At 72.8% G+C, this 23,629-nt stretch carries 17 protein-coding genes; 4 read left to right on the top strand and 13 right to left on the bottom strand.

What is annotated here, in order from left to right; genetic code table 11:
* Positions 1–8: 8 nt before the first annotated feature.
* From AB0K17_RS04880 to AB0K17_RS04870, 3 genes are all read left to right on the top strand, one after another.
* Positions 9–1,097 carry a hypothetical protein gene (locus AB0K17_RS04880; RefSeq protein ID WP_365982115.1) on the top strand — a complete coding sequence of 363 codons (1,089 nt, stop codon included), beginning with the start codon at positions 9–11 and terminating at the stop codon, positions 1,095–1,097.
* A gap of 180 nt (positions 1,098–1,277) precedes the next feature.
* Positions 1,278–5,609, top strand: a complete 4,332-nt coding sequence (locus AB0K17_RS04875) for a polymorphic toxin-type HINT domain-containing protein (protein WP_365982114.1) — start codon at positions 1,278–1,280, stop codon at positions 5,607–5,609.
* Between the two features lie 42 nt (positions 5,610–5,651).
* Positions 5,652–6,287, top strand: coding sequence for a hypothetical protein (locus tag AB0K17_RS04870; RefSeq protein WP_365982113.1), 636 nt, complete (start codon positions 5,652–5,654; stop codon positions 6,285–6,287).
* A gap of 54 nt (positions 6,288–6,341) precedes the next feature.
* Here AB0K17_RS04870 and AB0K17_RS04865 read toward each other — a convergent pair whose 3' ends face one another.
* The 4 genes from AB0K17_RS04865 to AB0K17_RS04850 form a co-directional block, all read right to left on the bottom strand.
* Positions 6,342–9,116, bottom strand: coding sequence for an NHLP bacteriocin export ABC transporter permease/ATPase subunit (locus AB0K17_RS04865; RefSeq protein WP_365982112.1), 2,775 nt, complete (start codon positions 9,114–9,116; stop codon positions 6,342–6,344).
* On the bottom strand, positions 9,113–11,245 hold the full coding sequence (locus AB0K17_RS04860; RefSeq protein WP_365982233.1) for an NHLP family bacteriocin export ABC transporter peptidase/permease/ATPase subunit: 2,133 nt from the start codon (positions 11,243–11,245) through the stop codon (positions 9,113–9,115). Before AB0K17_RS04860 ends, AB0K17_RS04865 begins: the two co-directional genes overlap by 4 nt.
* An 83-nt stretch (positions 11,246–11,328) precedes the next feature.
* Positions 11,329–12,129: an HlyD family efflux transporter periplasmic adaptor subunit gene (locus AB0K17_RS04855; RefSeq protein ID WP_365982111.1), complete on the bottom strand. Its 801-nt coding sequence runs from the start codon at positions 12,127–12,129 to the stop codon at positions 11,329–11,331.
* Between the two features lie 103 nt (positions 12,130–12,232).
* Complete coding sequence (locus AB0K17_RS04850; protein WP_365982110.1) at positions 12,233–12,451, bottom strand: hypothetical protein; 219 nt, start codon at positions 12,449–12,451, stop codon at positions 12,233–12,235.
* A gap of 589 nt (positions 12,452–13,040) precedes the next feature.
* Between AB0K17_RS04850 and proP the strand changes: the two genes are divergently transcribed.
* Entirely contained in the window at positions 13,041–14,531 is a 1,491-nt protein-coding gene (gene proP, locus AB0K17_RS04845; protein ID WP_365982232.1) for a glycine betaine/L-proline transporter ProP, read from the top strand.
* Positions 14,532–14,574: 43 nt separating this feature from the next.
* Here proP and AB0K17_RS04840 read toward each other — a convergent pair whose 3' ends face one another.
* From AB0K17_RS04840 to AB0K17_RS04800, 9 genes are all read right to left on the bottom strand, one after another.
* Positions 14,575–15,189, bottom strand: a complete 615-nt coding sequence (locus AB0K17_RS04840) for a LysE family translocator (protein WP_365966107.1) — start codon at positions 15,187–15,189, stop codon at positions 14,575–14,577.
* Between the two features lie 65 nt (positions 15,190–15,254).
* On the bottom strand, positions 15,255–16,076 hold the full coding sequence (trpC, locus tag AB0K17_RS04835; RefSeq protein ID WP_365982109.1) for an indole-3-glycerol phosphate synthase TrpC: 822 nt from the start codon (positions 16,074–16,076) through the stop codon (positions 15,255–15,257).
* A gap of 36 nt (positions 16,077–16,112) precedes the next feature.
* Positions 16,113–17,174, bottom strand: coding sequence for an anthranilate phosphoribosyltransferase (trpD, locus tag AB0K17_RS04830; protein ID WP_365982108.1), 1,062 nt, complete (start codon positions 17,172–17,174; stop codon positions 16,113–16,115).
* 14 nt (positions 17,175–17,188) lie between these two features.
* Positions 17,189–19,294 (bottom strand): FAD-dependent oxidoreductase, encoded by a 2,106-nt coding sequence (locus AB0K17_RS04825; RefSeq protein WP_365982107.1) that lies wholly within the window; start codon positions 19,292–19,294, stop codon positions 17,189–17,191.
* Positions 19,291–19,995: a YggS family pyridoxal phosphate-dependent enzyme gene (locus tag AB0K17_RS04820; RefSeq protein ID WP_365982106.1), complete on the bottom strand. Its 705-nt coding sequence runs from the start codon at positions 19,993–19,995 to the stop codon at positions 19,291–19,293. The genes AB0K17_RS04825 and AB0K17_RS04820 overlap by 4 nt, the downstream gene beginning before the upstream one ends.
* Positions 19,992–20,729 carry a phenylalanine--tRNA ligase beta subunit-related protein gene (locus AB0K17_RS04815; protein ID WP_365982105.1) on the bottom strand — a complete coding sequence of 246 codons (738 nt, stop codon included), beginning with the start codon at positions 20,727–20,729 and terminating at the stop codon, positions 19,992–19,994. Before AB0K17_RS04815 ends, AB0K17_RS04820 begins: the two co-directional genes overlap by 4 nt.
* Before the next feature lie 73 nt (positions 20,730–20,802).
* Positions 20,803–21,417 (bottom strand): pyridoxamine 5'-phosphate oxidase, encoded by a 615-nt coding sequence (gene pdxH / locus AB0K17_RS04810; protein ID WP_365966100.1) that lies wholly within the window; start codon positions 21,415–21,417, stop codon positions 20,803–20,805.
* A 56-nt stretch (positions 21,418–21,473) separates the two neighbouring features.
* A complete protein-coding gene (locus AB0K17_RS04805; RefSeq protein ID WP_365982104.1) occupies positions 21,474–22,730 on the bottom strand; it encodes a hypothetical protein in 1,257 nt (418 codons plus the stop codon).
* A 239-nt stretch (positions 22,731–22,969) separates the two neighbouring features.
* Positions 22,970–23,596, bottom strand: a complete 627-nt coding sequence (locus AB0K17_RS04800; protein WP_365982103.1) for a phosphoribosylanthranilate isomerase — start codon at positions 23,594–23,596, stop codon at positions 22,970–22,972.
* Between the last annotated feature and the right edge of the window lie 33 nt (positions 23,597–23,629).

The following is a 23,629-nucleotide window of genomic DNA, read 5'->3' as shown; positions in this document are numbered from 1 at the left end:
GGTGGCGCGTGGCACAGGCCGTGACGGTCGTGCTGCTGGCGAGCGGCGGCGCCGTGGCCGGGGTGGCTCCGGCGTGGGCCGCCGGGCCCGTTGCCGTCGCCGTCACGGCCACCGGTCAGCCGGCCGGCACGGCCGCGCAGATGCAGGCCACGGCGGCGGAGGACGCGCGGGGCCGCGTGCTGTACTACGCGAAGTACCACCCGGCCGCGGAGGTGCGTGTCTCCGCGTGGAATGCGCTGCGCAGCTCCGGCGGGGATGCGGCGATCGCGCAGTGGCTGGCTCCGGGCGGTGGTTTCGACGCCGCCAAGCAGCGGGCGCGTGAGGTCCGTGCGCGCAACCGGGCGTTCTGCGAGCGGGTGGTGGCCACCCACACCAAGGAGTTCTCTCCTGAGGTGCGGGCGGCGGCCGAGCGTGCGCTGAAGGGTACGGCCGCGGACCAGGCGGCGTTCGTCAAGAGCGGGTACGCCGCGGCGCAGGAGCGCGACCGGGCCGTGCGTGAGGCGGATGCCGCGCACCGGGCGGAGGTCACTGCGAAGGACCGGGCGTTCGTCGGTTCGGTGGCCGAGCACGATCCGGGCGAGCAGGTGCGGGTGGCGGCGCAGTGGGCGCTGCGGCCCGGTGCCGCGGATGCGGACGTGGCCGAGTTCTTCGGCTACGGCTGGGCCACGGGCGGAACGCTGGACCTTGAGGCGTACCGGACGCGGGTGGCGGACGCGGAGATGCTGCGGCATGCCGTGCTGTCGCAGCTGATCGCGAAGGCGGCGGCCGCCGAGGAGGCCGTCAAGGGCGCGGCGGACGCGGCGAAGGCGCGGGCCGACGCGGAGGCGGCGTGGAAGGCGGTGGCCGATCACGCCGGTGCCGCGCGTGCGGCGTGGCTGGCGGAGCAGGCGGCCGCCGCCGCGCAGGCGGAGAACTGGCGCGCCATCGCCGCGGCGGCCCAGGAGTCCGCGGACGTGCTGTGGAAGAACATGGGCAAACCGGCCGAGGCCAACCAGAGCTCCTGGTCGCTGGAGCAGGCCGAGGCGGCCAAGGCCGCCGGTTTCTGGCAGGACATGGCCGATCAGGCCCAGGAGGCGGAGAACCGCGTGAGGGGCTGACCGGCCCCATCGCCCCGGTGCCCGGCCGGCCCGACCCGCCGGCCGGGCACCTTTTCGGCCTTCTGCCCGGCTCTGCATGCCGGGCAGGGGCGGCTTTTTCTTTTTCGTCAATTGAGGGGGATTCATCCCGTGATGGGTAGATTCCGGCCGAGGGCCGGAAGACCACGCAGCCGTTGGGCCGTGACGGCGTCGAGGACGGTGTCCGCGGCGCTCGCGCTGGCGATCCTGGGCGGTGCGACCGGCCAGGCGACCGCCGCCACGACCGCCCGCGCCGAGCAGGCCTCGTACGCGAACTCGCTGGCCGCGCTGGACAAGCTGGCCGCGGCGCTGCCGAAGCCGGCCGGCGCGCCGGCGGCCGCCGCCCCGAAGTCCGAGCTGGACAAGCTCAGTGCGGACCGGGACCGGCAGCTGGTGGAGGACTTCGCGGAGTTCGACGAGGAGGAGGAAGTCCGCGCGGCCGCCAAGGCTGCGCTGGAGAGCTCCGACCCGGGTGCGATCAAGGCGTTCCTGGAGCACGGCGAGGCCGAGGCCCGTCAGCGCGCCAAGGACAAGCGCGACGGCGTCGACGTCGAGAACCGCAAGAAGATCGAGGCGATGCGGGGCACCGGCGGCCCGGTGTTCAACGCCGAGGTCGAGCGCGTCCTGAAGCTGGATGCCAAGGCGCGGGCGGACTTCCTGGCCTACGGTGCGGACATCGCCCGCGCGCAGGACAAGAAGAACGAGCAGAACGCCAAGGACCGCGCGGCCGAGCTGCGCAAGCGCGTCGAGATGCTGGCCGCCTCCGGTGGCCCGGAGGTCAAGAAGGCGGCGACTGCCGCTCTGGCCACCAACGATGACAAGGTCATCGAGGAGTTCCTGGAGAAGGGCTACCAGGTCGCGGCCCAGAAGGACGCCGACGACCGCGCCGCCCACGAAAAGGCCCTGAAAGAGGCCCAGGAAGCAGCAGAGAAGCTGCGCCAGCTGGCGGAGAAGGCCGCCCGCGCGGCCGAGGCCCGCACCAAGCTCATCGCCGCCCACGGCACCGCGGTCAAGGCCCTCAAGGAGGCCTCCAACGCGATGACCTCGGCGGCCGCGCAGGCCCGCGAGGCCGACCGGATGCTCTCGGCCGACCGGGCCGGCAAGCGCCTGTCGTCCTACGACGGCGCCAAGGCCGAGGCCGCCCGCCAGGTCGAGATCGCCGGCGGCGCCGCGAAGGCCGCCCAGGTGGCCGCCGCGCAGGCCAAGGTCCAGGCCGACGTCCTGGTCGAGACGGGCCTGACGTACGGCACGCAGTGGTCGGACGTCGCCTCCGGCATCGCGGCCGCGGCGGACGCCGCCGTCCAGGCCGCGAAGACCGCGCAGAACGCGATCGACGCCACCGAGGCCGACGCCAAGGGCCTCAACGCCAAGAACCAGGCGGAACTGCACGAGCAGCAGGCCAAGCAGTGGCGCGCCAACGCCGAACAGCACGCCAAGACCGCCGCCAAGCTGGCCGAGGCCGCCGACAAGCAGGCCAAGATCGCCGCCGATGCCGCCACGCGGACCCGCGACGCGCGCATCGCGGCGGAGAAGGCCGAAGCGGAGGCGTGGGAGCACGCCAAGAAGACCCGTGAAGCCCGCCTGGAGGCGGAGCGCCAGGCGAAGATAGCCGCCGAGCAGCGCGCGATCGCCGAGCGCGAGCGCGACCTGGCCGCCGCCGCCCGGGCCCGCGCCGAGCAGGAACGCGACAACGCCGCCGCAGCCCGCGCCCGCGCCGAGGCCGAGGCCCGGACCGCGGCCGCGCAGCGGGCGGAGGCCCTTTCCGCAGCCGCCACGGCAGCCGCGGCGCGTGCCGATGCGGCGGAGAAGGAAGGCATCGCCGCCAAGGCGGACGAAAGCGCCCGGGGCGAGGAGAGCAAGGCTCGCGAGGCCCGCAACAAGGCCCGCGCGGCGGAGAAGGAACACCAGGAGAAGGAAGCCCGCGCCAAGGCGAGCGAGGCGTTGGCCGCAGCCCTTCGGGGTGATGCTCAGGCCGGTGTCGCCAAGTCCGCGGCCGAGGACGCCAGGGCGGACGCCAATGCCGCCGGCAGCGCCGCGGGCCAGGCCCGTGGTGCCGCCGACGCGGCCAGTGGTGCGGCTGTCAGGGCACGTTCCGCAGCCACCGAGGCTGCCGGTGCAGCGGCTCGGGCGCGGGCCGCGGCTGCCGAGGCCACCGCGCATGCCGCGCGTGCGAACGCCGCGGCGAACAAGGCGGAGGCCGCCGCGGCCGCCGCCAACGCCGCTGCCAACCGTGCCGAGGCCGAGGCCGCCGCCACCCACGCAGCCGCCCTGCGGGCGAACGTCAAGGCCGCCGAGGCCACCGCGCAGGAGGCCCGCGCGGGTGTCGCCGCCCACGAGGCCGCGCGACTGGCGGGTCTGGCCGCGATGGAGGCCAAGAACGCCCTCCAGGCCGCCAACCGCACCAAGGACGAGGCCGAAGGCGCCACCCGCGAGGCGGCCATGGCCAAGGTCCAGGCCACCGTGGCCGTACAGGCCGCCGCCGCTGCCCGCGGTACCGCCGCCGGCATCGCCGACCCGGCCAACACCGCGATCCAGCTGACCGCCCCCTTCGCCGGCAGCGACGTCGACGCGGACTTCGCCGCCGCGGTCGCCACCGCCGCCCAGGAAATGGGCGACGAGCAGGTCGCCTCCGCCGAGGCCAAGGCCGCCGAGGCCCTCAAGGCCGCCGACGCCGCCGCAGCCGCCGCCAAGAGCGCCAACGCCCAGGTCGCCCCCGCCTTCAAGGCCGCCGCCGACGCCGCCCGCTCCTCCGCCGACGCAGCACGCTCCATGGCCGCCGCCATGAAGTCCGCCGCCCAGGCCGCCGTCGACGGCGCCAAGGCACGCGCCGCCGCAGCCCGCGCCAACCAGGCCGACGCCCAGGCCCAGGCCGACGCCGACCAGGCCCGCAAGGCCGCCAACCAGGCCTACGCCGACGCCGCAGCAGCCCGCCAGGCTGCCAACGACGCCGAAGCCGAAGCCGCCCGCGCCCGCAACGCCGCCGCCCAGGCCGACAACGAGGCCGCCGCGGCCGACAGTGCCGCCAGCCGCGCCGAGAACGACGCCAGCGTCGCCCAGAGCGCCGCCACCCAGGCCGAGAAGGACGCCGCCGACGCCGGAAAGCTCGCCGATTCCGCCGAGAGCCACGCCAAGGCTGCGGAAGAGGCCGCCAAGAACGCGCACAAGTACGCGACCGAAGCGGACGAGGCGGCCAAGCGGGCCGAGGAGTACCAGAGGAAGCTGGAGGACGACGCACGCCGCGAGGCCGCCAAGGCGGGCAAGGAGCACGGCGAGAACCTCACGGACGAGGAGTTGGAGGCCCTCGCCGAAGCCGGCATGACGCGGGAGGAGTACGAAGAGGCCCAGAAGCTCTCGGACCAGGACCTCATCGACTACCTGATGGAGAACGGGGGCGAGCTGCTTGTCGAGCTCTTCCTCGAGGACATCAAGAAGTGCATTGAGGACCCCGACATCCCGACCTGCCTCTGGGCGATCGTCCAGAACGTAGGCCCGGGCAAGGCCCTCAAGCTCCTGGAGAAGTTCCCGCGGATCGCCAAGGCGATCAAGGGCATCACCGGCTTCCTGGACAAGGTCACCGAGGCCAAGGGGAAGCTCAAGAAGGCCCAGGAGATCCTCCAGAGCGTCTGGAAGAAGCTCGACTGCCCCCGGAAGCACAGCTTCCTGCCGGGAACGCAGGTCCTGCTGGCGGACGGAAGCCACCGGGCCATCGAGGATGTCCGCATCGGTGACCGGGTGATCGCCTCCGACCCCGAGAGCGGGCAGACCGAAGCCCGTCCGGTGACGAACCACTTCACCACTGAGGACGACAAGGACTTCACCCGCCTCACGGTCGCCACCTCCCAGGGACCCGCCACCATCACGGCGACCGCCAACCACCCGTTCTGGGCGACCGACCGCAAGCAGTGGGTGGATGCCGGGGACCTGCGCACGGGCAACATCCTGCGCACCCCGTCGGGTTCCGGCCTGGCGGTGACCGCGGTCGTCAACTACCACAAGCGCCAGCGGACGCATGACCTCACGGTCGGCGAATTCCACACCTACTACGTGGGTGTCGGCGCAACGGACGCCCTGGTCCACAACTGCGGCGACCTGTCGGCCGCGGAACGCCGTTTCGGGGAGGACTTCGCCCACACGCTCAAGGACCACGTCCGCATCACCAATGACCAGATGAGGGCAAAGGCCGCCAGGGACGGAATCGCCACCCGCTGGACGGACGCGGACACGGCGCAGAAGGCGGTCGACCACGTCCTGACCGACCCGGACATCAAGGAGTTCATCAGCAAGCGGATGGCCAAGTGGGAGGAGGGCCGTACGCTGGAACTTCCCTCCAGGTTCTACAAGGACCTTCCCTCGCTGGGCACGTACCTCAAGAGGGACGGCTCTGCCGGAGCCACGGGGAACAAGGTCAGGGTCGTCCTCATGAGGGCCAAGAAGGACCCGTCGGGCAAGAAGGTCCCGGGCGGTTTCTACGTCTACACGGCCTACCCGGAGTAGACAGGAACAACAGTTCCGTTCCGAGAGACGAAAGGGAGACAGTTGGAATTCGATTTCGGGCTGACCGCGCTGGGCGAACAGTTCCACATGGACTGGCGGTACAGCGGGGACACCCCTCAGGACGTGGTACGCAGCTGGGCCAGGACCGCCGGCGGCGACGAGGGAAGCCCGGAAGAGATTCGACTTCTCCGCGAGGACATTCAGCTGTTGCTCGCCTCATCGCTGTCCGATGAGGAGTTGCACGCCTTGTGGAGGGTGGCGGCCGCGTACTATCCGGATTTCCCGGCGGACGGCGTGGAACCCCCGCGTGGACGCGCCTGGCTGCAGGACGTCGACCGCGAGATCCGGCCGTTCCTCCGGGAACCGGTGGACGCAGCCCCCGCCCCCCGGGATGCGAGCGCATCGGCGCAGTCGGCGGTCTGTGCACTCGCCGAACGCCTGACGCCGCAGCGAGAGCTTCCGCTGGAGCCCCTGCCCGCCCGGGCGGTGATTGCGGCATTGCAGCGTTGCGCAACGGAGGTCGGCGCGGCCCTGGCCTTCCGCTTCCTCCTTCGCGCCTACGCCGCATACGAAAGTCCCGTGACCGCTGATTCCTGGCGCACTTTCGAAGAACTCAATCGCCATTTCGGATACGGCAAATTCCTGCTCTTGACGATCGACTACCTCAAGGAGGACTAGGCGAGAAGCGCGCGGTGCCCCGCCGGGATACTCCCGGCGGGGCACCGCGCGTTTTCACCTCATCTGCCGCCGCACCAGCTCGTGGAAGAGCCCGCCCTCATCGGCCAGCAGCTCCCCCGGCGTGCCCTCCTGGACCACGCGGCCCTCCGACATCACCAGCACCCGGTCCGCGTCCATCACCGTCGACAGCCGGTGGGCGACGACGATGCGCGTGGCCCGCAGCGCTCGCGTCGACTCGATGACGATGCGCTGGGCCTCGTTGTCCAGCGCACTGGTCGCCTCGTCCAAGAACAGCAGGCGCGGCTTGCGGACGAGGGCCTGGGCGATCATCAGGCGCTGGCGCTGGCCGCCGGAGACGGTGCCGCCGCCCTCCGAGAGCATGGTGTGCAGGCCCATGGGCATGGCCTTGATGTCCTCCGCCAGGCCCGCCAGGGCCGCGGCCTCCCAGGCCTCCTCCGGGGAGTAGCTCTCGGCGCCGCCGATGCACTCCAGGATGGAGCCCGCGAAGGGCTGGGCGTTCTGCAGGACGACGCCGCACTGCCGGCGCACCGCGGAGCGGTCGAGGGCGGCCAGGTCCTGGCCGTCGTACAGGACGGTGCCCGAGAGCGGGGTGTCGAGGCCGATGAGCAGGCGCAGCAGGGTCGACTTGCCGCAGCCGCTCGCGCCGACGATCGCGACGAACTCCCCGGGGTGGATGCGCAGGGAGACGCCGTCGAGGACGAGGGGGCCCTCGTCCGTGTAGCGGAAGGTGAGGTCGCGGGCCTCCAGGGCGCCGGTCAGTTCGCCCGGTGGGGCGTCGCCGGAGCGGGTCTCGGGGTGGGCCTGCAGGAGGGGGCGCAGCTGTTCGTACATCGGCTGCACGGCCGCCGCCGACAGCAGGGCGCCCGTCAGCTGCGTGACCGAGGTCAGCAGCATCGTCACCGACGTGCTGAACGTGAGGAAGTCGCCGGCCGTGAGGCTCCCCCGTGCCGGGCCCGCGAGCAGGACGAAGAGGACGAGCGTGCACAGGGGCAGGCAGACCGCGTTGAGCACGGTGACGGTGTTCTTCAGGCGGCCGATGCGCTGCTGCAGTTCCCTGGTGCGGGCGAATTCCTTGGCCCACGCCGCGTACGCGAAGCTCTCGGCCGCCGCGACGCGCAGTTTGGGCAGGCCGCGCAGGGTCTGGAAGGCCTGGTTGTCGAGCTTGTGGCTCAGGGCGACCAGCCGGCGCTGGTAGCGCAGCTGCCACCAGCCCAGGCCGAGGAAGACCACGGCGATCCCCAGCAGCATCGCGAGGGCCACCAGGGCGAGCGGCACGCTGTAGACGAGCAGCAGGACGAGGTTGACCGCGCCCACCGTGCCGGCCTGCAGGAGCACGGGGGCGATGCCGGAGACGGTGCGGCGGATGGCGCTGATGCCCAGGGCGGCGCCGGCCAGTTCGCCGGTGGAGCGGCCGGCGAAGAAGGCGGCCGGGAGCCTGAGGAGCCTGTCCCACACGGCCGGTTGCAGCGCGGCCTCGACGCGGCCCTCCAGGCGCAGGACGCCGATGTTCTGCAGGAGCATGAAGGCCGCCGAGACGATTGCCGCGGCCACCAGGGCCAGGCCGGTTTGCACGATGAGGCCGGTCTCGGCCCGCGGGACGTACACGCCGAGCACCCGGCCCGTTGCGACAGGGACGAGGGCGCCGAGGAGGACGGCGAGGAGGACGCCGAGCGCTATGGCGCGCAGTTCGCGGCCGCTGCCGCGCAGGCCGAAGCGCAGCAGGGTGCGCAGGGTCACCGGGCCGTCGGGCAGGGGGCGGTAGAACATGACGGCGCGGGGTGCGTAGTGGTCGTGGTTGTGCCGGCCGATGCGCTCGCGGCCGCCGGTCGCCGGGTCGAGGGCCTCGTAGCCGCCGCGGTGCCAGAGCAGGGCGACCGGGGCCGCGTCGTCCTCCCGGTGGCCGACGAGGGGGCCGGTGTCCTCCTGCCACCAGGGGCCGGCCAGGCGCACGGTACGGGTGCGGACGTGGGAGGCGAGGGCGATGCGGGCGACGGGGTCGTGGCGGGGGGCTGCGCCGGGGGGGTCGGCGGGTTCCCGCAGGGCGATGCCGGCCGCCTCGGCCACCAGGCGGCAGGCGGCGTACGTCGCGTCGGTGCCGGCGGCGGTGCGGCGGGAGCGGCGGCCGGGGCCGCCGATCGAGGCCAGCAGGGTGCGGTCGGCGCCGGCGCGGGCCGCCTCGCCGGCCGCGATGCCGGCCGCCGCCCGGTCCTCGTGGGCCCGTTCGCTCTCCTCGATCCAGCGGTCGACGGCGTACAGCAGCCGATGCTGCTGTTCGACCATGCCCTGCCACAGGGCGGGGTCGACCAGGAGCGTGCCGTCCGCGTACCCCTCGTACGCCGCGCCGTAGCGGACGCTGCCCGCGGGGACGTGCACGCCGAGGACGTCGTCGGGGGTCTGGCACAGCACGCGCAGTCCACGGCCCACGCCGAGCGCGAAGGACTGTTCGAGGGGGCCGGGTTCGCCGGTGCCGTACCAGGACCAGGCGTCCTGCTCGGTCCACTGCAGTTCGCGCAGGTCGATGCGGCGCAGGACGCAGCCGCGGCCGGGGCGCCCGACGAGGGTGTGCCGCGGGCCGGGGGCCGGGCCCAGCAGCAGGGAGCCGGGCGCCAGGCGGCCGAGGGGGTGCCAGGGGCCGGCCGCCTGCGCGTCCACGGCGAAGAGGTCCATCTCGCCGGCCGCGACGAGCCAGAGGACGTGCGGGCCCTCCAGAGCGAGGCTGCGCAGGCCGGTGCAGTCGACCGGGGTGCCGAGGGCGCCGAAGGCCGCAGCCACGGTGTCGTGGTGCCAGGTGGTCGTCTCGGTGGTCATGCCGGCAGTGCTCCTTGCCCGCTGATCAGCCGGGCGTAGGCGCCGCGGGCCGCGAGCAGGTCCTCGTGCCGGCCGCGTTCGACGACGGTGCCCCGTTCGAGGACGACGATCTCGTCGCTGTCGCGGACCGTGCTCAGGCGGTGGGCGATGACGACGCAGGCGCAGCCGCGGCGGCGCAGGTTGTCGATGACGAGCCGTTCGGTGACGGCGTCCAGGGCGCTGGTGACCTCGTCCAGGACCAGCACGCTGGGGCGGCGCACCAGGGCGCGGGCGATCTCCAGGCGCTGGCGCTGGCCGCCGGAGAAGTTGCGGCCGTCCTGCTCGACGCGGCTGCGGATGCCGCCGGGCCGGCGGGCGACCACGTCGTACACGGCGGCGTCGGTGAGGGCGGCGACGACGGCCTCGTCGGTGACGGAGGGGTCCCACAGGGCGACGTTGTCGCGGACGGTGCCCTCGAAGAGGAAGACGTCCTGGTCGACGAAGGAGACGGAGGCGGCCAGCGCCCCGCGCGGGATGTCCTCCAGGCGCATGCCGTCGATGCGGATGGTGCCCTCCCAGGGGGCGTGCAGGCCGGACAGGAGGCGGGAGACGGTGGACTTGCCGCTGCCGGAGCCGCCGACGAGCGCGACCTGCTGTCCGGGGCCGACGGTCAGGTGGAAGTCCTTGAGCAGGGGTGCGTCCAGGGGGCTGTGGCCGAAGGTGATGCCGTCCATCTCGACGTGGCCCGCGAGGCGGCGGGTGGTGCCGGCGGGTGCGGTGCGGGTGTGCAGGGGGTCGGCGGGGAAGTCCTCGACGTCCTTCAGCCGGGCGACGTCGGCGGCGAAGTCCTGGATGCGGCCGGCCACGCCGTTGAGGCGGGTCAGGGGTGCGGTGAAGCCGGTGATCAGGGCCTGGAAGGCGACGAGCAGGCCGATGGACAGGTGGCCCTCGACGGCACGGACGCCGCCGGTCGCCAGGATCAGCGCGCTGTCGATCGCGGCCAGCGCGGGCGCGGTGACCGCGAGCCGGGCGGCGGGCACGCCGAGGCGCTGCTGGACGTCGAGGGTGACCGCGTGCCGGCCGGCCCAGCGGCGGAAGAAGCCGTCCTCCGCGCCGGTGGCCTTCATGGTCTCGATGAGCTGCAGGCCGCTGTAGGAGAGGTTGGTGAGCCGGGCGTTCTCGGCGCGCAGCTTCTGCGCACCGGTGGCCCGTACGCGCACGGTGATGCGCAGGGCGACGACGTTGAGCAGGGCGATCAGGACGCCGAGGACGGTCAGTTGCGCGTCGTACGTCCACAGCAGCACCGCGTACAGGACGACGACCACGGCGTCCACCGCCGCGGCGGCCAGGTCCCGGGCGAGGGTCTCGGCGACCGCGTCGTTGGAGCGCAGGCGCTGGACGAGGTCGGCGGGGTTGCGCTGGGCGAAGAAGGCGACCGGGAGCCGGAGCAGGTGGCGCAGGAAGCGGGCGCTGCCGAGGGTGGAGGAGATGATGCGCCCGCGCAGGAGGTTGGCCTGTTGCAGGGCGGTGAGGGTCGCGGTGAGCACCAGGGCGGCCGCCATCGCCGTGAGCAGCACGCCGAGGGAGGAGGTCCGCCCGCCGATGAGGAACTCGTCGATGTACGTGCGGCTGAGCGCGGGCACCGCGGCGCCGGTGACCACCAGCAGCAGGCTGGCGAGGACGGCGGCGAGCAGGGTGCCCGACATGCCGCGCAGCCTGCCGCGCAGGGAGGTGGCGGGGCCGGGGCGGCGGCCGGAGCGGCGGAAGCCGGGGCCGGGCTCGAAGGTGAGGACGACGCCGGTGAAGCTGGTGTCGAAGTCCTCCATGGGCACGTGTCTGCGGCCGCTGGCGGGGTCGTTGACGTACACGCCGCGGCGGCCGGGGCGGCGGGCCGTGCCGTCGTAGACGACGTAGTGGTTGAACTCCCAGAACAGCACGGCCGGCGGGCGGACCCCGGCGAGCGCGGCCAGGTCCATCTGCATGCCCTTGGCCTGGAGGCCGTAGCTGCGGGCGGCCTTGAGGAGGTTGCTGGCGCGCGAGCCGTCGCGGGAGACGCCGCAGGCGATGCGCAGCTCCTCCAGGGGCACGTGGCGGCCGTGGTGGGCCAGGACCATGGCCAGCGCGGCGGCGCCGCACTCGACGGCCTCCATCTGCAGCACGGTGGGGGTGCGCACGGCCCGGGGCGGGCGGCCGGCGGGGCGGGTGCGGCGGCGGGCGCGGTGTGCGGTGGTGCTCACGGCAGGAGACAGTCGACGGGCCGGCGGTCGGCGAGGTGGACGGCGGCGGTGACGGCGGTGGTGGTGCGCGGGGCGTCGGGGGGTCCGCCGGCGCGGGACCAGCGGTAGCCGGAGGGGGTGGCCGCGCGGTCGAGGCGCACGACGACCGCGACGGGGTCGCCCTGGCGGGCGAACTGTGCGGCCAGGCGGGTGTCGCCGAGGAAGCCGGTGATCTGTTCGGGCGTCAGGGGGGTGCGGCCGACCTGGGCGACGTGGCCGCGCAGGACGCCGTACCGGGCGGCCGCGGTGGGGACGGTGAGGTCCACGGGGGCGCCCGCGGCGATGCCGGCGCTGTCCGCGCCCGGCAGGTACAGGACGGCCACCGGCGCCTCGGCGGGGTCCGTCACCTTCTCCACGGTCGCCACGTCCGCGCCGGTGGCCAGGACCGATCCGATCCGGGTGCGCAGGGTCGTCACCCGGCCGGCGGCCACGGCGCGCACCGTCTTCTCGCCCCGGTCGGTGGTGAGGGTGAGCAGGGGCGCGCCCGGGGTCAGCTGCTGGCCCTCGCGGGCGAGGACGGCGGTGACCTGTCCGGCGTAGGGGCTCTGCAGCAGGTAGCTGCCCTCGGCGTGGGTCAGGACACCGCTCGCGCCGAGCGTGGCCGGAACCGTACCGGTGAGCGCCCAGCAGCAGCCGGCGGCCAGGACGGCGAGGGTGACGGCGAGCACGAGCCGACCCTGCGGCCGGGCGAAACGCACGGGCAAATCGAGTTCTTCGGGCGATTGCAGCTTGGAAAGCGCCTTTTGGCGGAACTGCACGGATGGGTCCTTCAACTGCATTCGTGACGCGGCGGCAAAAAGAACGGAACGGCAATGAACCCCGGAACGGGGAGGGTTCCGGGGTTCATTTGCAAGCCGTCGCTCAGAGGCCGGCAATACCGACGTGGACGCCGGCGATGCCCTCGACCTGGCCGGGCAGGGCGGTGGCGGCGTGGACGGTGTGCAGGCCGGTCACGGTGCCCAGGACGGTGTCGACGTCGCCGGTCACGGCGCCGAGGAGGCCGCCGGAGATGCCGACGCCACCGGCCACGGCGTCCAGCTCGGCGTCGGCGATCTCGCGGGTCTCGAGGTTGTCACGCATGGGTGCGCACCCTTCTTTCGTGTTTTCCCGGGGGAATTCGGGCAGGAATCGGGCAGGCGCGGCCAAAGGCCGGCCATTCCAGCAGCGGCCCGGTCTGATCGACCACCGTTCGAAGAGCCGCTGCGGTGCGCAGATGTAAGCACGGGAACGGGTGGTAGTTCCAACCGCGTTGCCCTGCGGTGCCGCATGCACGGGCCACCCAAATGGCGCACTTTCCTGTTCCTTTACTGGATCATCACAACTTCTCCACATGATCGAGTAACAGATCCGGGCCGCCCGCCCCGCTCGGGGAACACATCCGGACACACGGTCACCAAGCGCGTGCGGCAAACCCGGCATTTCGCGGGACGGCCGTGTGGTGACGGACACACAGCTTCCGCCATGTGAAGATTCATTGAAGTGACGATGCGTGACCGGTCCACCACGGGCATCGCACGTGTGGGCCGCGCCCGGCCGGGCAGGAGCCACCGCGTCCCGGCCCCGAGCACAGCAGGTGAAGGATTTGAGCGCCGATCGCAGAAGATTCCCGAAGCGGCAGCCCGCGCCCGGGCGCACCCCGCAGCGCGGCGGCACTTCGGCCACCGACCGGATGCTCAGGACCGTGCTGCGGCGCGGCAAGAAGTCGCTGACCATCGAGGACGTCACCGTCACCGACCGCCCCGAGGTCCACCGCGCCGTCTCGGCCGCGGCGCTCGGGAACATGATGGAGTGGTTCGACTTCGGCGTGTACGCCTACATGGCGGCCACGCTCGGCAAGGTGTTCTTCCCCGCCACGTCCCCCGGCGCCCAGGTCGTCTCCGCCTTCGCCACCTTCGCCGCGGCCTTCGTGGTGCGCCCGCTCGGCGGCCTGGTGTTCGGCCCGCTGGGCGACCGCATCGGACGGCAGCGGGTGCTCGCGGCCACCATGATCATGATGGCGGTCAGCACCTTCGCGGTCGGCCTGCTGCCCGCGTACGCCACGGCCGGCTTCGCCGCCCCCGTACTGCTGCTCCTGTGCCGCTTGGTGCAGGGCTTCTCCACCGGCGGCGAGTACGCGGGCGCCACCACGTACATCGCCGAGTACGCCCCGGACAAGCGGCGCGGCTTCCTCGGCAGCTGGCTCGACTTCGGCACCTTCATCGGCTACGCCCTCGGCTCGGGCCTGGTGACCCTGCTCACCGCGGCCCTGGGCACCGACGGCATGACCGACTGGGGCTGGCGGCTGCCCTTCCTGGTCGCGGGCCCGCTCGGGCTGATCGGGCTCTACATGCGCATGCGCCTGGAGGAGACGCCCGCCTTCCGCGCGGAGGCCGAGAGCGAGGCCGAGGTGGCCAGCGCCGAGCAGGCCCGGCAGTCCGGGCACGGCAGACTGAAGGAGATCTTCACCGGGCACTGGCACGCGGTGCTCATCTGCATGGGCCTGGTGGTGGTCTACAACGTCACCAACTACGTGGTGACGTCCTATCTGCCGACGTTCATGACCGAGACGCTCGGTCAGAACCCCACCACCGCACAGCTGCTCGTCCTGGCCACGATGATCCTGGTGGCGCTGACCATCACCACCGTCGGCCGGCGCTCGGACACCTGGGGGCGCCGCCCGCTGTTCATGGCGGGCAGCGCCGCCCTGGTCGCCCTGGCCATCCCGGCGGTGCTGCTGATCCGGGCCGGCGGCGTGCTGCTGCCGGCGCTCGGCTGCTTCGTCCTCGGACTGCTGCTGGTGGTCTTCGCCGGCACCTCGGCGGCGACGCTGCCGGCGCTCTTCCCCACCCGGATGCGCTACGGGGCGCTGTCGGTGTCGTACAACATCTCCGTCTCGCTGTTCGGCGGCACCACGCCGCTGGTGGTCTCGGCGCTGCTGGAGAGCACGCACAACGAGATGATCCCGGCCTACTACCTGATGGGCGCGGGCGTCATCGGCTTCTTCTCGGCGTTCTTCCTGCACGAGACGGCGGGCAAGCCGCTGCGCGGCTCCGGCCCGATGGTCGAGACGCCGGAGCAGGCGCGGCGGCTGGTCGCCCGCAGCCGCACCGAGGCCGGCCGCCGGGCCCGGGACATGTGGATGCACCTGCGCCACCCCGCCCGCCGGCACGACGAGGAGTGAGAAGGAGTCCTGACGGCGGGCCGGCGGCCCGCCGTCCTCCGCCTCAGATGTTGGTGAACGCCAGCTTGGCACCCAGCGCCACGAAGGCGCCGGCGAAGGTGCGGCGCATCCACATCATCACGTGGGGCCGGGAGATGACGTGGTCGCGGACGGAGGCGGCCAGCAGGCCGTAACCGACGAAGACCACGAACGTCATCAGCATGAAGACGGCGCTCAGCTCCAGCATGCGCGGCACCGGGTCGGCCTCGTCGGTGCTGACGAACTGCGGCAGGAAGGCCAGGAAGAAGATGGTCAGCTTGGGGTTGAGGATGTTGAGCAGGATGCCGGTCAGCGTCACCCGAGCGGCCGAGGGCGGCTCGCCCTGCTGCTCGTCGACGCTCAGGGTGCCGCGGTCGCGCCAGGTGTTCCACGCGACGTACAACAGGTAGGCGACACCGAGGTACTTGAAGGTCTGGAAGGCGAGGGCGCTGGTGTGCATGAGCGCCGCCAGGCCCATGATGGTGGCGGCCATGTGGGGAACGATGCCCAGGGTGCACCCGAAGGCGGCCACGATGCTCGGCCGGAAGCCGCGCGAGAGCCCGGTGGCGAGGGTGTACAGGACGCCGGTGCCGGGCGAGACGGTCACGATTAACGACGTGACCAGGAATTCGATGCCCACGGGCGGTGCTCCTTAGCGACGGAGGCGGGATCGGATCGTACGGAAGTCACCGTACGAAAGACGTTCTACTCGATCGCCGCGTCGCGCTCGGGCGTTTCGCGCGTCAGGATCGCACGGGTGGCCGCCTCGATGTCCGGTTTCCGCATGAGCGACTCGCCGACGAGGAAGGCGGTGATGCCCACCCGGGCGAGCCGGGCGAGGTCGGCGGGGCCGGTCAGGCCGCTCTCCCCGACCACGACGCGCTCGGCCGGCACCCGCGGCGCCAGGCGCTCGCTGGTGGCCAGCGTCGTCTCGAAAGTGTGGTGGTCGCGGTTGTTGATGCCGAGCAGGCGCGAGCGCAGCCGCAGGGCGCGCTCCAGCTCCCCCTCGTCGTGGACCTCGACGAGCACGTCCATGCCGAGGCCGAGGGCGGTGTCCTCCAGATCCTTGGCGGTGGCGTCGTCGACCGCGGCCATGATGATCAGTACGGCGTCGGCGCCCCAGGCCCGGGCCTGGAGGACCTGGTAGGGGTCGTAGAGGAAGTCCTTGCGCAGCACCGGCAGGGCGGTCGCCTCGCGGGCCGCCGTCAGGTGCCCGGGGGCGCCCTCGAACGAGCGGGCGTCGGTGAGCACCGACAGGCCGGTGGCGCCGCCGGCCTCGTAGGCGCGGGCGATGGCGGGCGGGTCGAAGTCGGCGCGGATGAGGCCCTTGGAGGGACTGGACTTCTTGATCTCGGCGAGCACGGCGTACGCGCCGCTCGCCGTGCGGGCCTCGATCGCGGCGAGGAAGCCGCGCGGCGGCGGGGCCGAGGCGGCCTCGCGGGCGAGGAGGGCCGGCGGGCGCTCGCGCTGGGCCGCCGCGATCTCCTCGCGCTTGTAGGCCTCTATGCGGGACAGGAAGTCGGACAAGACACGCTCCTCGCAGGACGGTTGCGGTGGGGCAGGTCAGGCGTTCGAGGCGGCCACCAGGAGCTCCAGGCGGCGGTGGGCCTCGCCGGAGTCCACGGACTGCGCGGCCAGCGCCACGCCCTCCTCGAGGTCCGCGGCCCGGCCGGCCACCACGAGCCCCGCGGCCGCGTTGAACAGCGCCACGTCGCGGTACGGCCCCGGCTCACCGCGCAGCACGGCCCGCAGCGCGGCGGCGTTGGCCGGCGCGTCGCCGCCCCGCAGCCGCTCGGGGGCGACGCGGGGCAGGCCCACGTCCTCCGGGGCGACCTCGAAGGTCGAGACCGTGCCGTCCTCGAGCGAGGCGATCGTGGTGGGACCGGCGGTGGTGATCTCGTCCAGGCCGTCGGAGCCGTGGACGACCAGGGCCCGCTCCGAGCCGAGTTCGCCGAGCACCCTGGCCAGCGGCTCGGTCCACTCGCGGGCGAAGACGCCGACGACCTGCCGGCGCACCCCGGCCGGATTGGTCAGCGGGCCCATCAGGTTGAAGACGGTGCGGGTGGCGAGCTCGATGCGGGTGGGGTGCACGTGGCGGGAGGCCGGGTGGTGGTCGGGGGCGAACATGAAGCCGATGCCGGCCTCGGCCAGGCACCGTTCGATGGCGGCGGGCGGCAGCTGGATGCGTACGCCGAGGGCGGCCAGGACGTCGGCGGCGCCGCTGCGCGAGGACAGCGCCCGGTTGCCCTGCTTGGCGACGGGCACACCGGCACCGGCGACGACGAAGGCGGCGCAGGTGGTGATGTTGTACGAGCCGGAGGCGTCGCCGCCGGTGCCGAGCAGGTCCATCGCGCCGGGCGGGGCGGTCACGGGGAGCATCCGCGCGCGCATGGCCGTGACGGCGCCCGTGATCTCCTCGACGGTCTCGCCGCGCAGCCGCATGGCCATCAGCAGCGCGCCCATCTGGGAAGCGGTGGCCCGGCCGGCCATCATCATCTCGAAGGCGTGGGCGGCCTGTCGGCGGGTGAGCGCCGCCCCGGTCGCCACGGTGCGGACCACGTCCTTGAAGTCGGTGAACGCGGCGTCGGTGGATGCGGGGTCGGTGGATGTCGCAGCTCCGGTCATGGGCTTCGTCTCCTTCAGCGCGTGGCCCGCAGGTCGGCACCGAGCAGGGGCAGGGGCCGCTCCGGGCGGAGCTCGACGTTCTCCCGTCGGTAGGGCGTCTCGTCGGTCAGGGCGGTGTCGAGGGTGCGGGCGAACAGGTGGCCGCTGTGCACGGCGGCCGCGATGATGCCCGGCCCCAGGCAGTCGCCGACCCGTACGACACGGCGGATGCCCGCGGCCTCCAGCGCCTGCTCGCCGTGGGCGCGCAGGTCCCGGTAAAGATCGTCGCGCGGCACCATGCCGGTGACCAGGACGACGGCGTCCGCGGCGACGGTCCGCTCGCGGCCGGTGTAGGTGCAGGCCAGCACGGCGGCCTCCGGCTGGAGGCGGACGAGGGCCGTGGTCGGCAGGACGGCGGCGCACACCTCCATCACCCGCCGCTGCACCCGCTTGTGTTCGGCCGTGAACTGGGTGAAGGCCGACACCAGTGGCTCGGGGGTGACGAAGGTGACCTCGCAGCCGTGCGCGGCCAGCCGCTCGGCGAGGACCCCGCCCATGTAGTAGTGGTCGTCGTCGAAGACGACGACCCGGCCGGTGGGCAGGCGCCCGGCCATGATGTCGTCCGGGGTCCAGGCGGGCACGGCGCCCAGGCCCGGCAGGGGCTCGCTGTGGACGCGCCCCATGCCGTCGGCGCGCCAGGCGGCGCCGGTGGCCACGGCGACGAGCGAGAAACCGGCCTCCAGCACCATGTCCGCGGTGATCTCGTTGTCCGGCGCGATCCCGACGTTGCGCATCCGGCGCAGCTGCGTCAGGCGCCAGTCGCGTACCCGGGCCCACTCCCCCAGGCCGGGCAGCCGGCTCTCCAGGGTGACCCGGCCGCCGAGCTCGCGGGCGCGCTCGGCCAGCAGCACCTCGTACCCGCGCTGGCCCAGGGCGCGGGCGGCCTCCAGGCCGGCGGGGCCGGCGCCGACGACGAGGACGGTGTCGTCGGTGTCCTTGGGCGGGATGTACTCGGGGTGCCAGCCGCGCCGCCACTCCTCGCCCATGGTGGGGTTCTGGGTGCAGCGCATGGGCACCCCCGCCTTGTCCCCGGCCACGCAGATGTTGCAGCCGATGCACTCGCGCAGGTCGTCGAAGCGGCCTTCCTCGATCTTGCGGGGGAGGAAGGGGTCGGCGATGGAGGGACGGGCGGCGCCGATGAGGTCGAGGGTGCCGCCGTGCACCATGGCGGCCATGGTGTCGGGCGAGGTGAAGCGTCCGACACCGACCACGGGTTTGGTGGTGACGCTCTTGACGAACTTCACGTACGCGGCCTGGAAGCCCTCGGCGGCGAAGCGGGAGGTCTGCCCGTCGTTGTCGAAGTTGCTGAGGTTGACGTCCCACAGGTCGGGCAGCTCGGCGAGCATCTCGACGACCTCGCGCCCCTCGTCCTGCGCGCCGATGCCGCGCGGGCCCATCAGCTCGTCGACGCCGAAGCGCAGGGCGACGGCGCAGGTGTCGCCGACGGCCTCCTTGGCGTCCTCGACGAGCTCGCGCAGAAAGCGGACGCGGTTGGCCAGGCTGCCGCCGTACTCGTCGGTGCGGTGGTTGTGGCGGCGGGAGAGGAAGTGGACGGGCAGCGACATGTCGTGGCCGGCGTAGACGTAGATGATGTCGAAGCCGGCGCGCCGGGCGTTGAGGGCGGCGGTGCGGTGCCAGCGCCGGGCGGCGCGGATGTCGTCCTTGTCCATGGCCCGGGCGGTGACGGGCGCGATCCCGCGGGTGGGCCGGAGGCTGGGCGCGATGGGGACGGTGCGGCTTTCGAGGTTGGCGACGTGGAAGCCGTTGTGCGCGAGCTCGATGCCGGCCAGGGCGCCGTGGCGGTGGATCGCCTCGGCGGCCCGGGCGAGGTGGGGGATGTCCTGCTCGTCCCACAGGCGCAGCTCGCGCAGGTGGTTGCCGGAGTGGTGGACGTCGCACTGCTCGGTGACGACCACCCCCCAGCCGCCCTCGGCCTTCACCCCGCGCATGGCGGCCATGGAGCTGGGGAAGGCCCGGCCCATGCCGTTGCAGTGCGGCACCTGGAAGAAGCGGTTCTTCGCGGTGACCGGGCCGATGCGCACCGGCTCGAAGAGGATGTCGAAGCGCGCCGGCCTGCTCATGCGGCCGTCCACGGCGGCCGCGCACCGAATATCGCGCTGCCCACGCGCACATGGGTGGCCCCGTGCTCGACGGCACTGGCGTAGTCGCCGCTCATGCCCATCGACAGCAGGCCCAGCCCGTTGCGCTCGGCGATCTCCGCGAGCAGGGCGAAGTGCGGCTGCGGCGGCTCACCGGCCGGCGGGATGCACATCAGGCCGCGCACGTCGAGGCCGTAGGTCTCCGTGCAGGCGGCGACGAAGGCGTCGGCGGCGTCGGGCAGGACGCCGGCCTTCTGCGGCTCGGCACCGGTGTTGACCTGGACGAAGAACCGGGGCATGCGGCCCTGGCGGGCGCATTCGCGGGCCAGGGCCTGGCACAGGCTCGCGCGGTCCAGGGAGTGGACGACGTCGAACAGGGCCACCGCCTCGCGGGCCTTGTTGCTCTGCAGGGGCCCGATCAGGTGCAGTTCGAGCTCCGGACATCGCTCGCGCAGGGGCGGCCACTTGGCGCGGGCCTCCTGGACGCGGTTCTCCCCGTACACCAGGTGCCCGGCGTCGATCGTGCGCGCGAGGACGTCGGGCGGCACGGTCTTGGAGGCGGCCACGAGGGTGACCGAACCCGCCTTCCGCCCGGCGCGGGCGCACGCACGGTCCACGGCCTGCCGCACGGCCGCGAGGCCGGCCGCGGGATCGGTGCGCGGGGTCTCCTCGGTGGTGGTCACGGCCTCTCCTCGCTCGGGGATTCCTCGCTGGCGGATGGGGAGAAGAACTCCAGCCGGCGCTCGGTCGGCCGCACGAGCTTGGTGGCGCCGACGCGCACCCGGCACTCGCCCAGGACGGTGGTGATCTCCTGCTGGAGGGCGGTCAGGTCGGCCTCGGCGCTCGGGTGCAGGGCCTCGGCGACGATCAGGACGCGCTCGGTGTGCGGGCCGACCACCGAACGGGCGCTCTGCCGGAACGTCCAGCGCCGGGAGTGGGCGTACCCCGCGGCGTCGGTGAAGACGACCTCGCCGGGCGCGGGGTGCTCGCTCTCGCCCTGGAAGGTGGTGTACTCCTCGGTGCCCTCGGCGGGGCGGACGGTGATGCCCTCGGCGACGCGGTCGCAGTCGAAGACGGCGACGGGCACGGCGAAGGCCATGGAGACGGTGTTGAGGTAGTCCACCAGCGGGTGGAAGGCCGGCAGCGAGCGCTCCTTGCGGTAGCGGCGCAGCAGGGCCTCGGAGGCGCAGCGGTACTGGGTGGGCTTCAGGCCCATGGCGGAGAACGCCTCGCGCCAGGCGGAGATCTCCGGCATGGCGGATTCGCCGCCGGCGGCGAGGCGTTCCTCGATGCGCGGCAGGAGCTTGTCCTGGTAGGCGCGGGTGGCGGTGATGCCGAGGACGCCGTCGACGGCGATCACGGCGGCGCGCAGGCCCGGGTGGGCCTCCCAGACGGCATCGGCGTGCGTGAAGTACATGCGTGCTGTCCCTGAAGTGTGTGCCGGTTACGGGATCGTGCGGTGGTACGGGCCGCTGGGCGCGGGGCCGTCACTAGGGGTAGAGCCGGCCCCTGTCCCAGTCCCCTTCCGGCTTGTCCCGGGTGAACACCAGGCGGTCGTGCAGCCGGAAGGGCCTGTCCGTCCAGAACTCCAGATAGACGGGCCTGACACGGTAGCCGGTCCAGTGCGGCGGGCGCGGCACCTCGCCCGCGGCGAAGCGGGCGCTCTCGCGGGCCACGGCCTCCTCCAGCTCGGCGCGGCCGGACAGCGGGCGGGACTGCCGGCTGGCCCAGGCACCGATGCGGCTGTCGCGGGGGCGGGAGGCGAAGTAGGCGTCGGCCTCGCTGTCCGTGACGCGCTCCACGGGCCCGCGGAAGCGCACCTGCCGGCGCAGGGACTTCCAGTGCAGGACGCCGGCCGCCTGCATGTTGGCGGCGAGTTCGGTGCCCTTCTGCGACTGGGTGTTGGTGTAGAAGACGAATCCGTCGGTGTCGTACCCCTTGAGCAGCACCATGCGCACGTCGGGCAGGCCGTCGGGGCCCGCGGTGGCGATGGCCACGGCGTTGGGGTCGTTGGGCTCACCGGCCTCCGCATCGGTGAGCCAGGTGCCGAAGAGCTCGAAGGGGTCGCTGTCGGGTGAAGGCAGTGCTCGGTCGTCGGTGGGCACGGGCCCGCTCCTCGCCGTGGGGTGGAAATCGTCCGGACGCTGGTGGCGATCGGGCGCTAACGCCCGACGGGCTGCTTCTCGTGCAGCAGGTGCCGCCACTTGTCGAGGTCGTCGCCCCGGGCGGTGATCAGGTGCGGCGTTCCGGCGGTGTCGATGAGCACTTCGGCGGCCGGCGGGATGTTGAGGAACTCCATGTGCTGGGTGGCGCAGTAGGCGCCGACGTCGAGGATGAGCAGGTGGCCGCCGGCCCCCACGCCCTCGGGCACGGCGTACTCGCCGGGCAGGATGTAGTCGTGGCGCAGGATGCTGCGGCCGCGCAGCATCGCCTCGACGCCCTTGGTGCCGTCGCCCGGCGGGATCTCCTTCATGTCCGCGTCGAGGAAGACCACGTTGTGGCGGCGGTCGCGCAGCTGGGCGGAGGGCATGAGCATGCGGGAGCCGTCGGTGACGACGAGGCTGCCGACGGAGTGGGTGATGACGTTGCGCTCGACGCTCAGCAGCAGCGCACCGGTGTCGGCGAGGACGTCGCGGGCCGGCTCGAAGAGGAAGGTGACGTGCTCGGGGATGCCCATCCGGTCGGCGATCGCGCGCAGGGCCGCGAAGTACTGCCGCCAGTCGAAGTGCTTCTCCTCCTCGTCCCATTTCTCGTACACGAACCCGTGCCCGCCGGCGAAGTTGATGGACCGCGCGGTGGGGAAGTGGGTGGTGTGGATGCGGAACAGGTTTTCGATGATGCCGACCATGTCGTCGAGCGAGTTGCCGCTGCCGCAGTAGACCTCCAGGCACTCCAGTTCCCGCCCGTGGTCGGCGAGGAGTGCGGAGAGTTCGCCCAGCTGGCTGAACTTCACCCCGGGCTTGCCCGAGTCGAGGCTGTCGATGCGCGCGCTGATGGTCGGGGCGCCGGTGCGCAGGGAGTGGGCGACCTCGTCGAGGCTGGAGAGGAAGACGGGGTGGCCGGCGCGGTCCCAGAAGGTGATCTCCTCGTCGGAGACGTGGCCCGGCGAGACGATGAACTTCTCGAAGCCGAACCGCCGTAACAGCCGGTACTCGCTGGGCAGTTGCAGCAGAATCCCCACGCCGAGCTCCTGGAAGGGCTTCAGGACGTGGGGATTGGAGTTGGGGAAGAACGGTACGTACAGCTCGACGCGCGAGCCGAGCCCGGCGGCCTGAGCGGCCTCTTTGATGCGGGCTATGTTCTTGAGGATCTGTTCCTGGCTGTAAAGGAAGACCGGCGTCCCTACCTGATCGGCTATCAGCCGAAGATCGGCTCTGCCGACCCAGGAGCCGGTCAGCCTACAGTCGCTCGCGGTCATGTGCCGCCCTCGCTCTCGTGATTACCGAAGCTCTTGCCGTGTGTCGACGTGCCTTGGTGCGTGGAGAGAAACGGGAGGTGCGTGAAGGAGAAAACGCGCGGGAACGAGAAGTGGAAGGAAACCATCCACAAGGAAGCCGATGACGGAGCCACGGTCACCGAAATGACGTTCACTCATCGTGTCGGCGTTCGAAGCATACACCGGCACCGTGTTCCGCGCGGCGGCCGGTCTGATTCCGTTTATTCCCCGGAACGGACGGCGGCGGAGCGGGCCGCGGCAATGAACTCCTCGATGAGGACGGGGTCCTTGACGCCGCGGCTCGCCTCCACGCCGCTGGAGACGTCCACGCCCCAGCAGCCGGTGGACCGCACCGCCGCACGGACATTGCCGGGGGCGAGGCCGCCCGCCAGCAGCCAGGGGCCCTCGGGCGCGACGAACCCCTCGTCCCCCCAGTCCCAGGGCCGGCCCGCCCCCGGCGCCGGGGCGTCCAGCAGCAGGTGGTCCTCCCCCAGCTCACCGCAGCGCAGCGCGGTGCCCCGGAAGGACGTGGCACGGATCAGCGTCCAGCCCTCGGGCCGCAGCGCCTCGTAGTGCTCGACTCCCTCGTCGCCGTGGAGCTGTACCGAGCGCAGGCCCGCGGCACGGGTCAGCTCGCGCACCTCGGCCACGGACTGCCCGCGGAAGACCCCGACCGTCAGCACGTTGCCGGGCACCCGGTCGGCCAGGCGCCGGGCCGTGTCCGCGTCCACCCGGCGGGGACTGTCGGCGAAGACGAAACCGACCGCGTCGGCACCCGCCGCGACGGCGGTGTCGACGTCCCGCGCGGTGCTCAGCCCGCAGATCTTGATGAACAGCGACGATCCCACGCGCGGCGTTCCTCCCCCTGCGTCCTGCTGTGT

The sequence above is a fragment of the Streptomyces sp. NPDC049585 genome, from assembly GCF_040675615.1.
GTDB lineage: Bacteria > Actinomycetota > Actinomycetes > Streptomycetales > Streptomycetaceae > Streptomyces > Streptomyces luteosporeus.
Note: the sequence above shows the minus strand (reverse complement) of the source record. Positions and strands in the feature narration are given on the sequence as shown.

Bases quoted from the DNA above. Each gene is read 5' to 3' on its own strand.
- proP (WP_365982232.1), top strand. From the start codon at position 13,041: ATGCTCAGGACCGTGCTGCGGCGCGGCAAGAAGTCGCTGACCATCGAG.
- AB0K17_RS04850 (WP_365982110.1), bottom strand. From the start codon at position 12,451: ATGCGTGACAACCTCGAGACCCGCGAGATCGCCGACGCCGAGCTGGAC.
- AB0K17_RS04860 (WP_365982233.1), bottom strand. From the start codon at position 11,245: ATGGAGGCCGTCGAGTGCGGCGCCGCCGCGCTGGCCATGGTCCTGGCC.
- AB0K17_RS04815 (WP_365982105.1), bottom strand. From the start codon at position 20,729: ATGTACTTCACGCACGCCGATGCCGTCTGGGAGGCCCACCCGGGCCTG.
- trpD (WP_365982108.1), bottom strand. From the start codon at position 17,174: ATGACCGGAGCTGCGACATCCACCGACCCCGCATCCACCGACGCCGCG.
- AB0K17_RS04825 (WP_365982107.1), bottom strand. From the start codon at position 19,294: ATGAGCAGGCCGGCGCGCTTCGACATCCTCTTCGAGCCGGTGCGCATC.
- AB0K17_RS04805 (WP_365982104.1), bottom strand. From the start codon at position 22,730: ATGACCGCGAGCGACTGTAGGCTGACCGGCTCCTGGGTCGGCAGAGCC.
- AB0K17_RS04865 (WP_365982112.1), bottom strand. From the start codon at position 9,116: ATGACCACCGAGACGACCACCTGGCACCACGACACCGTGGCTGCGGCC.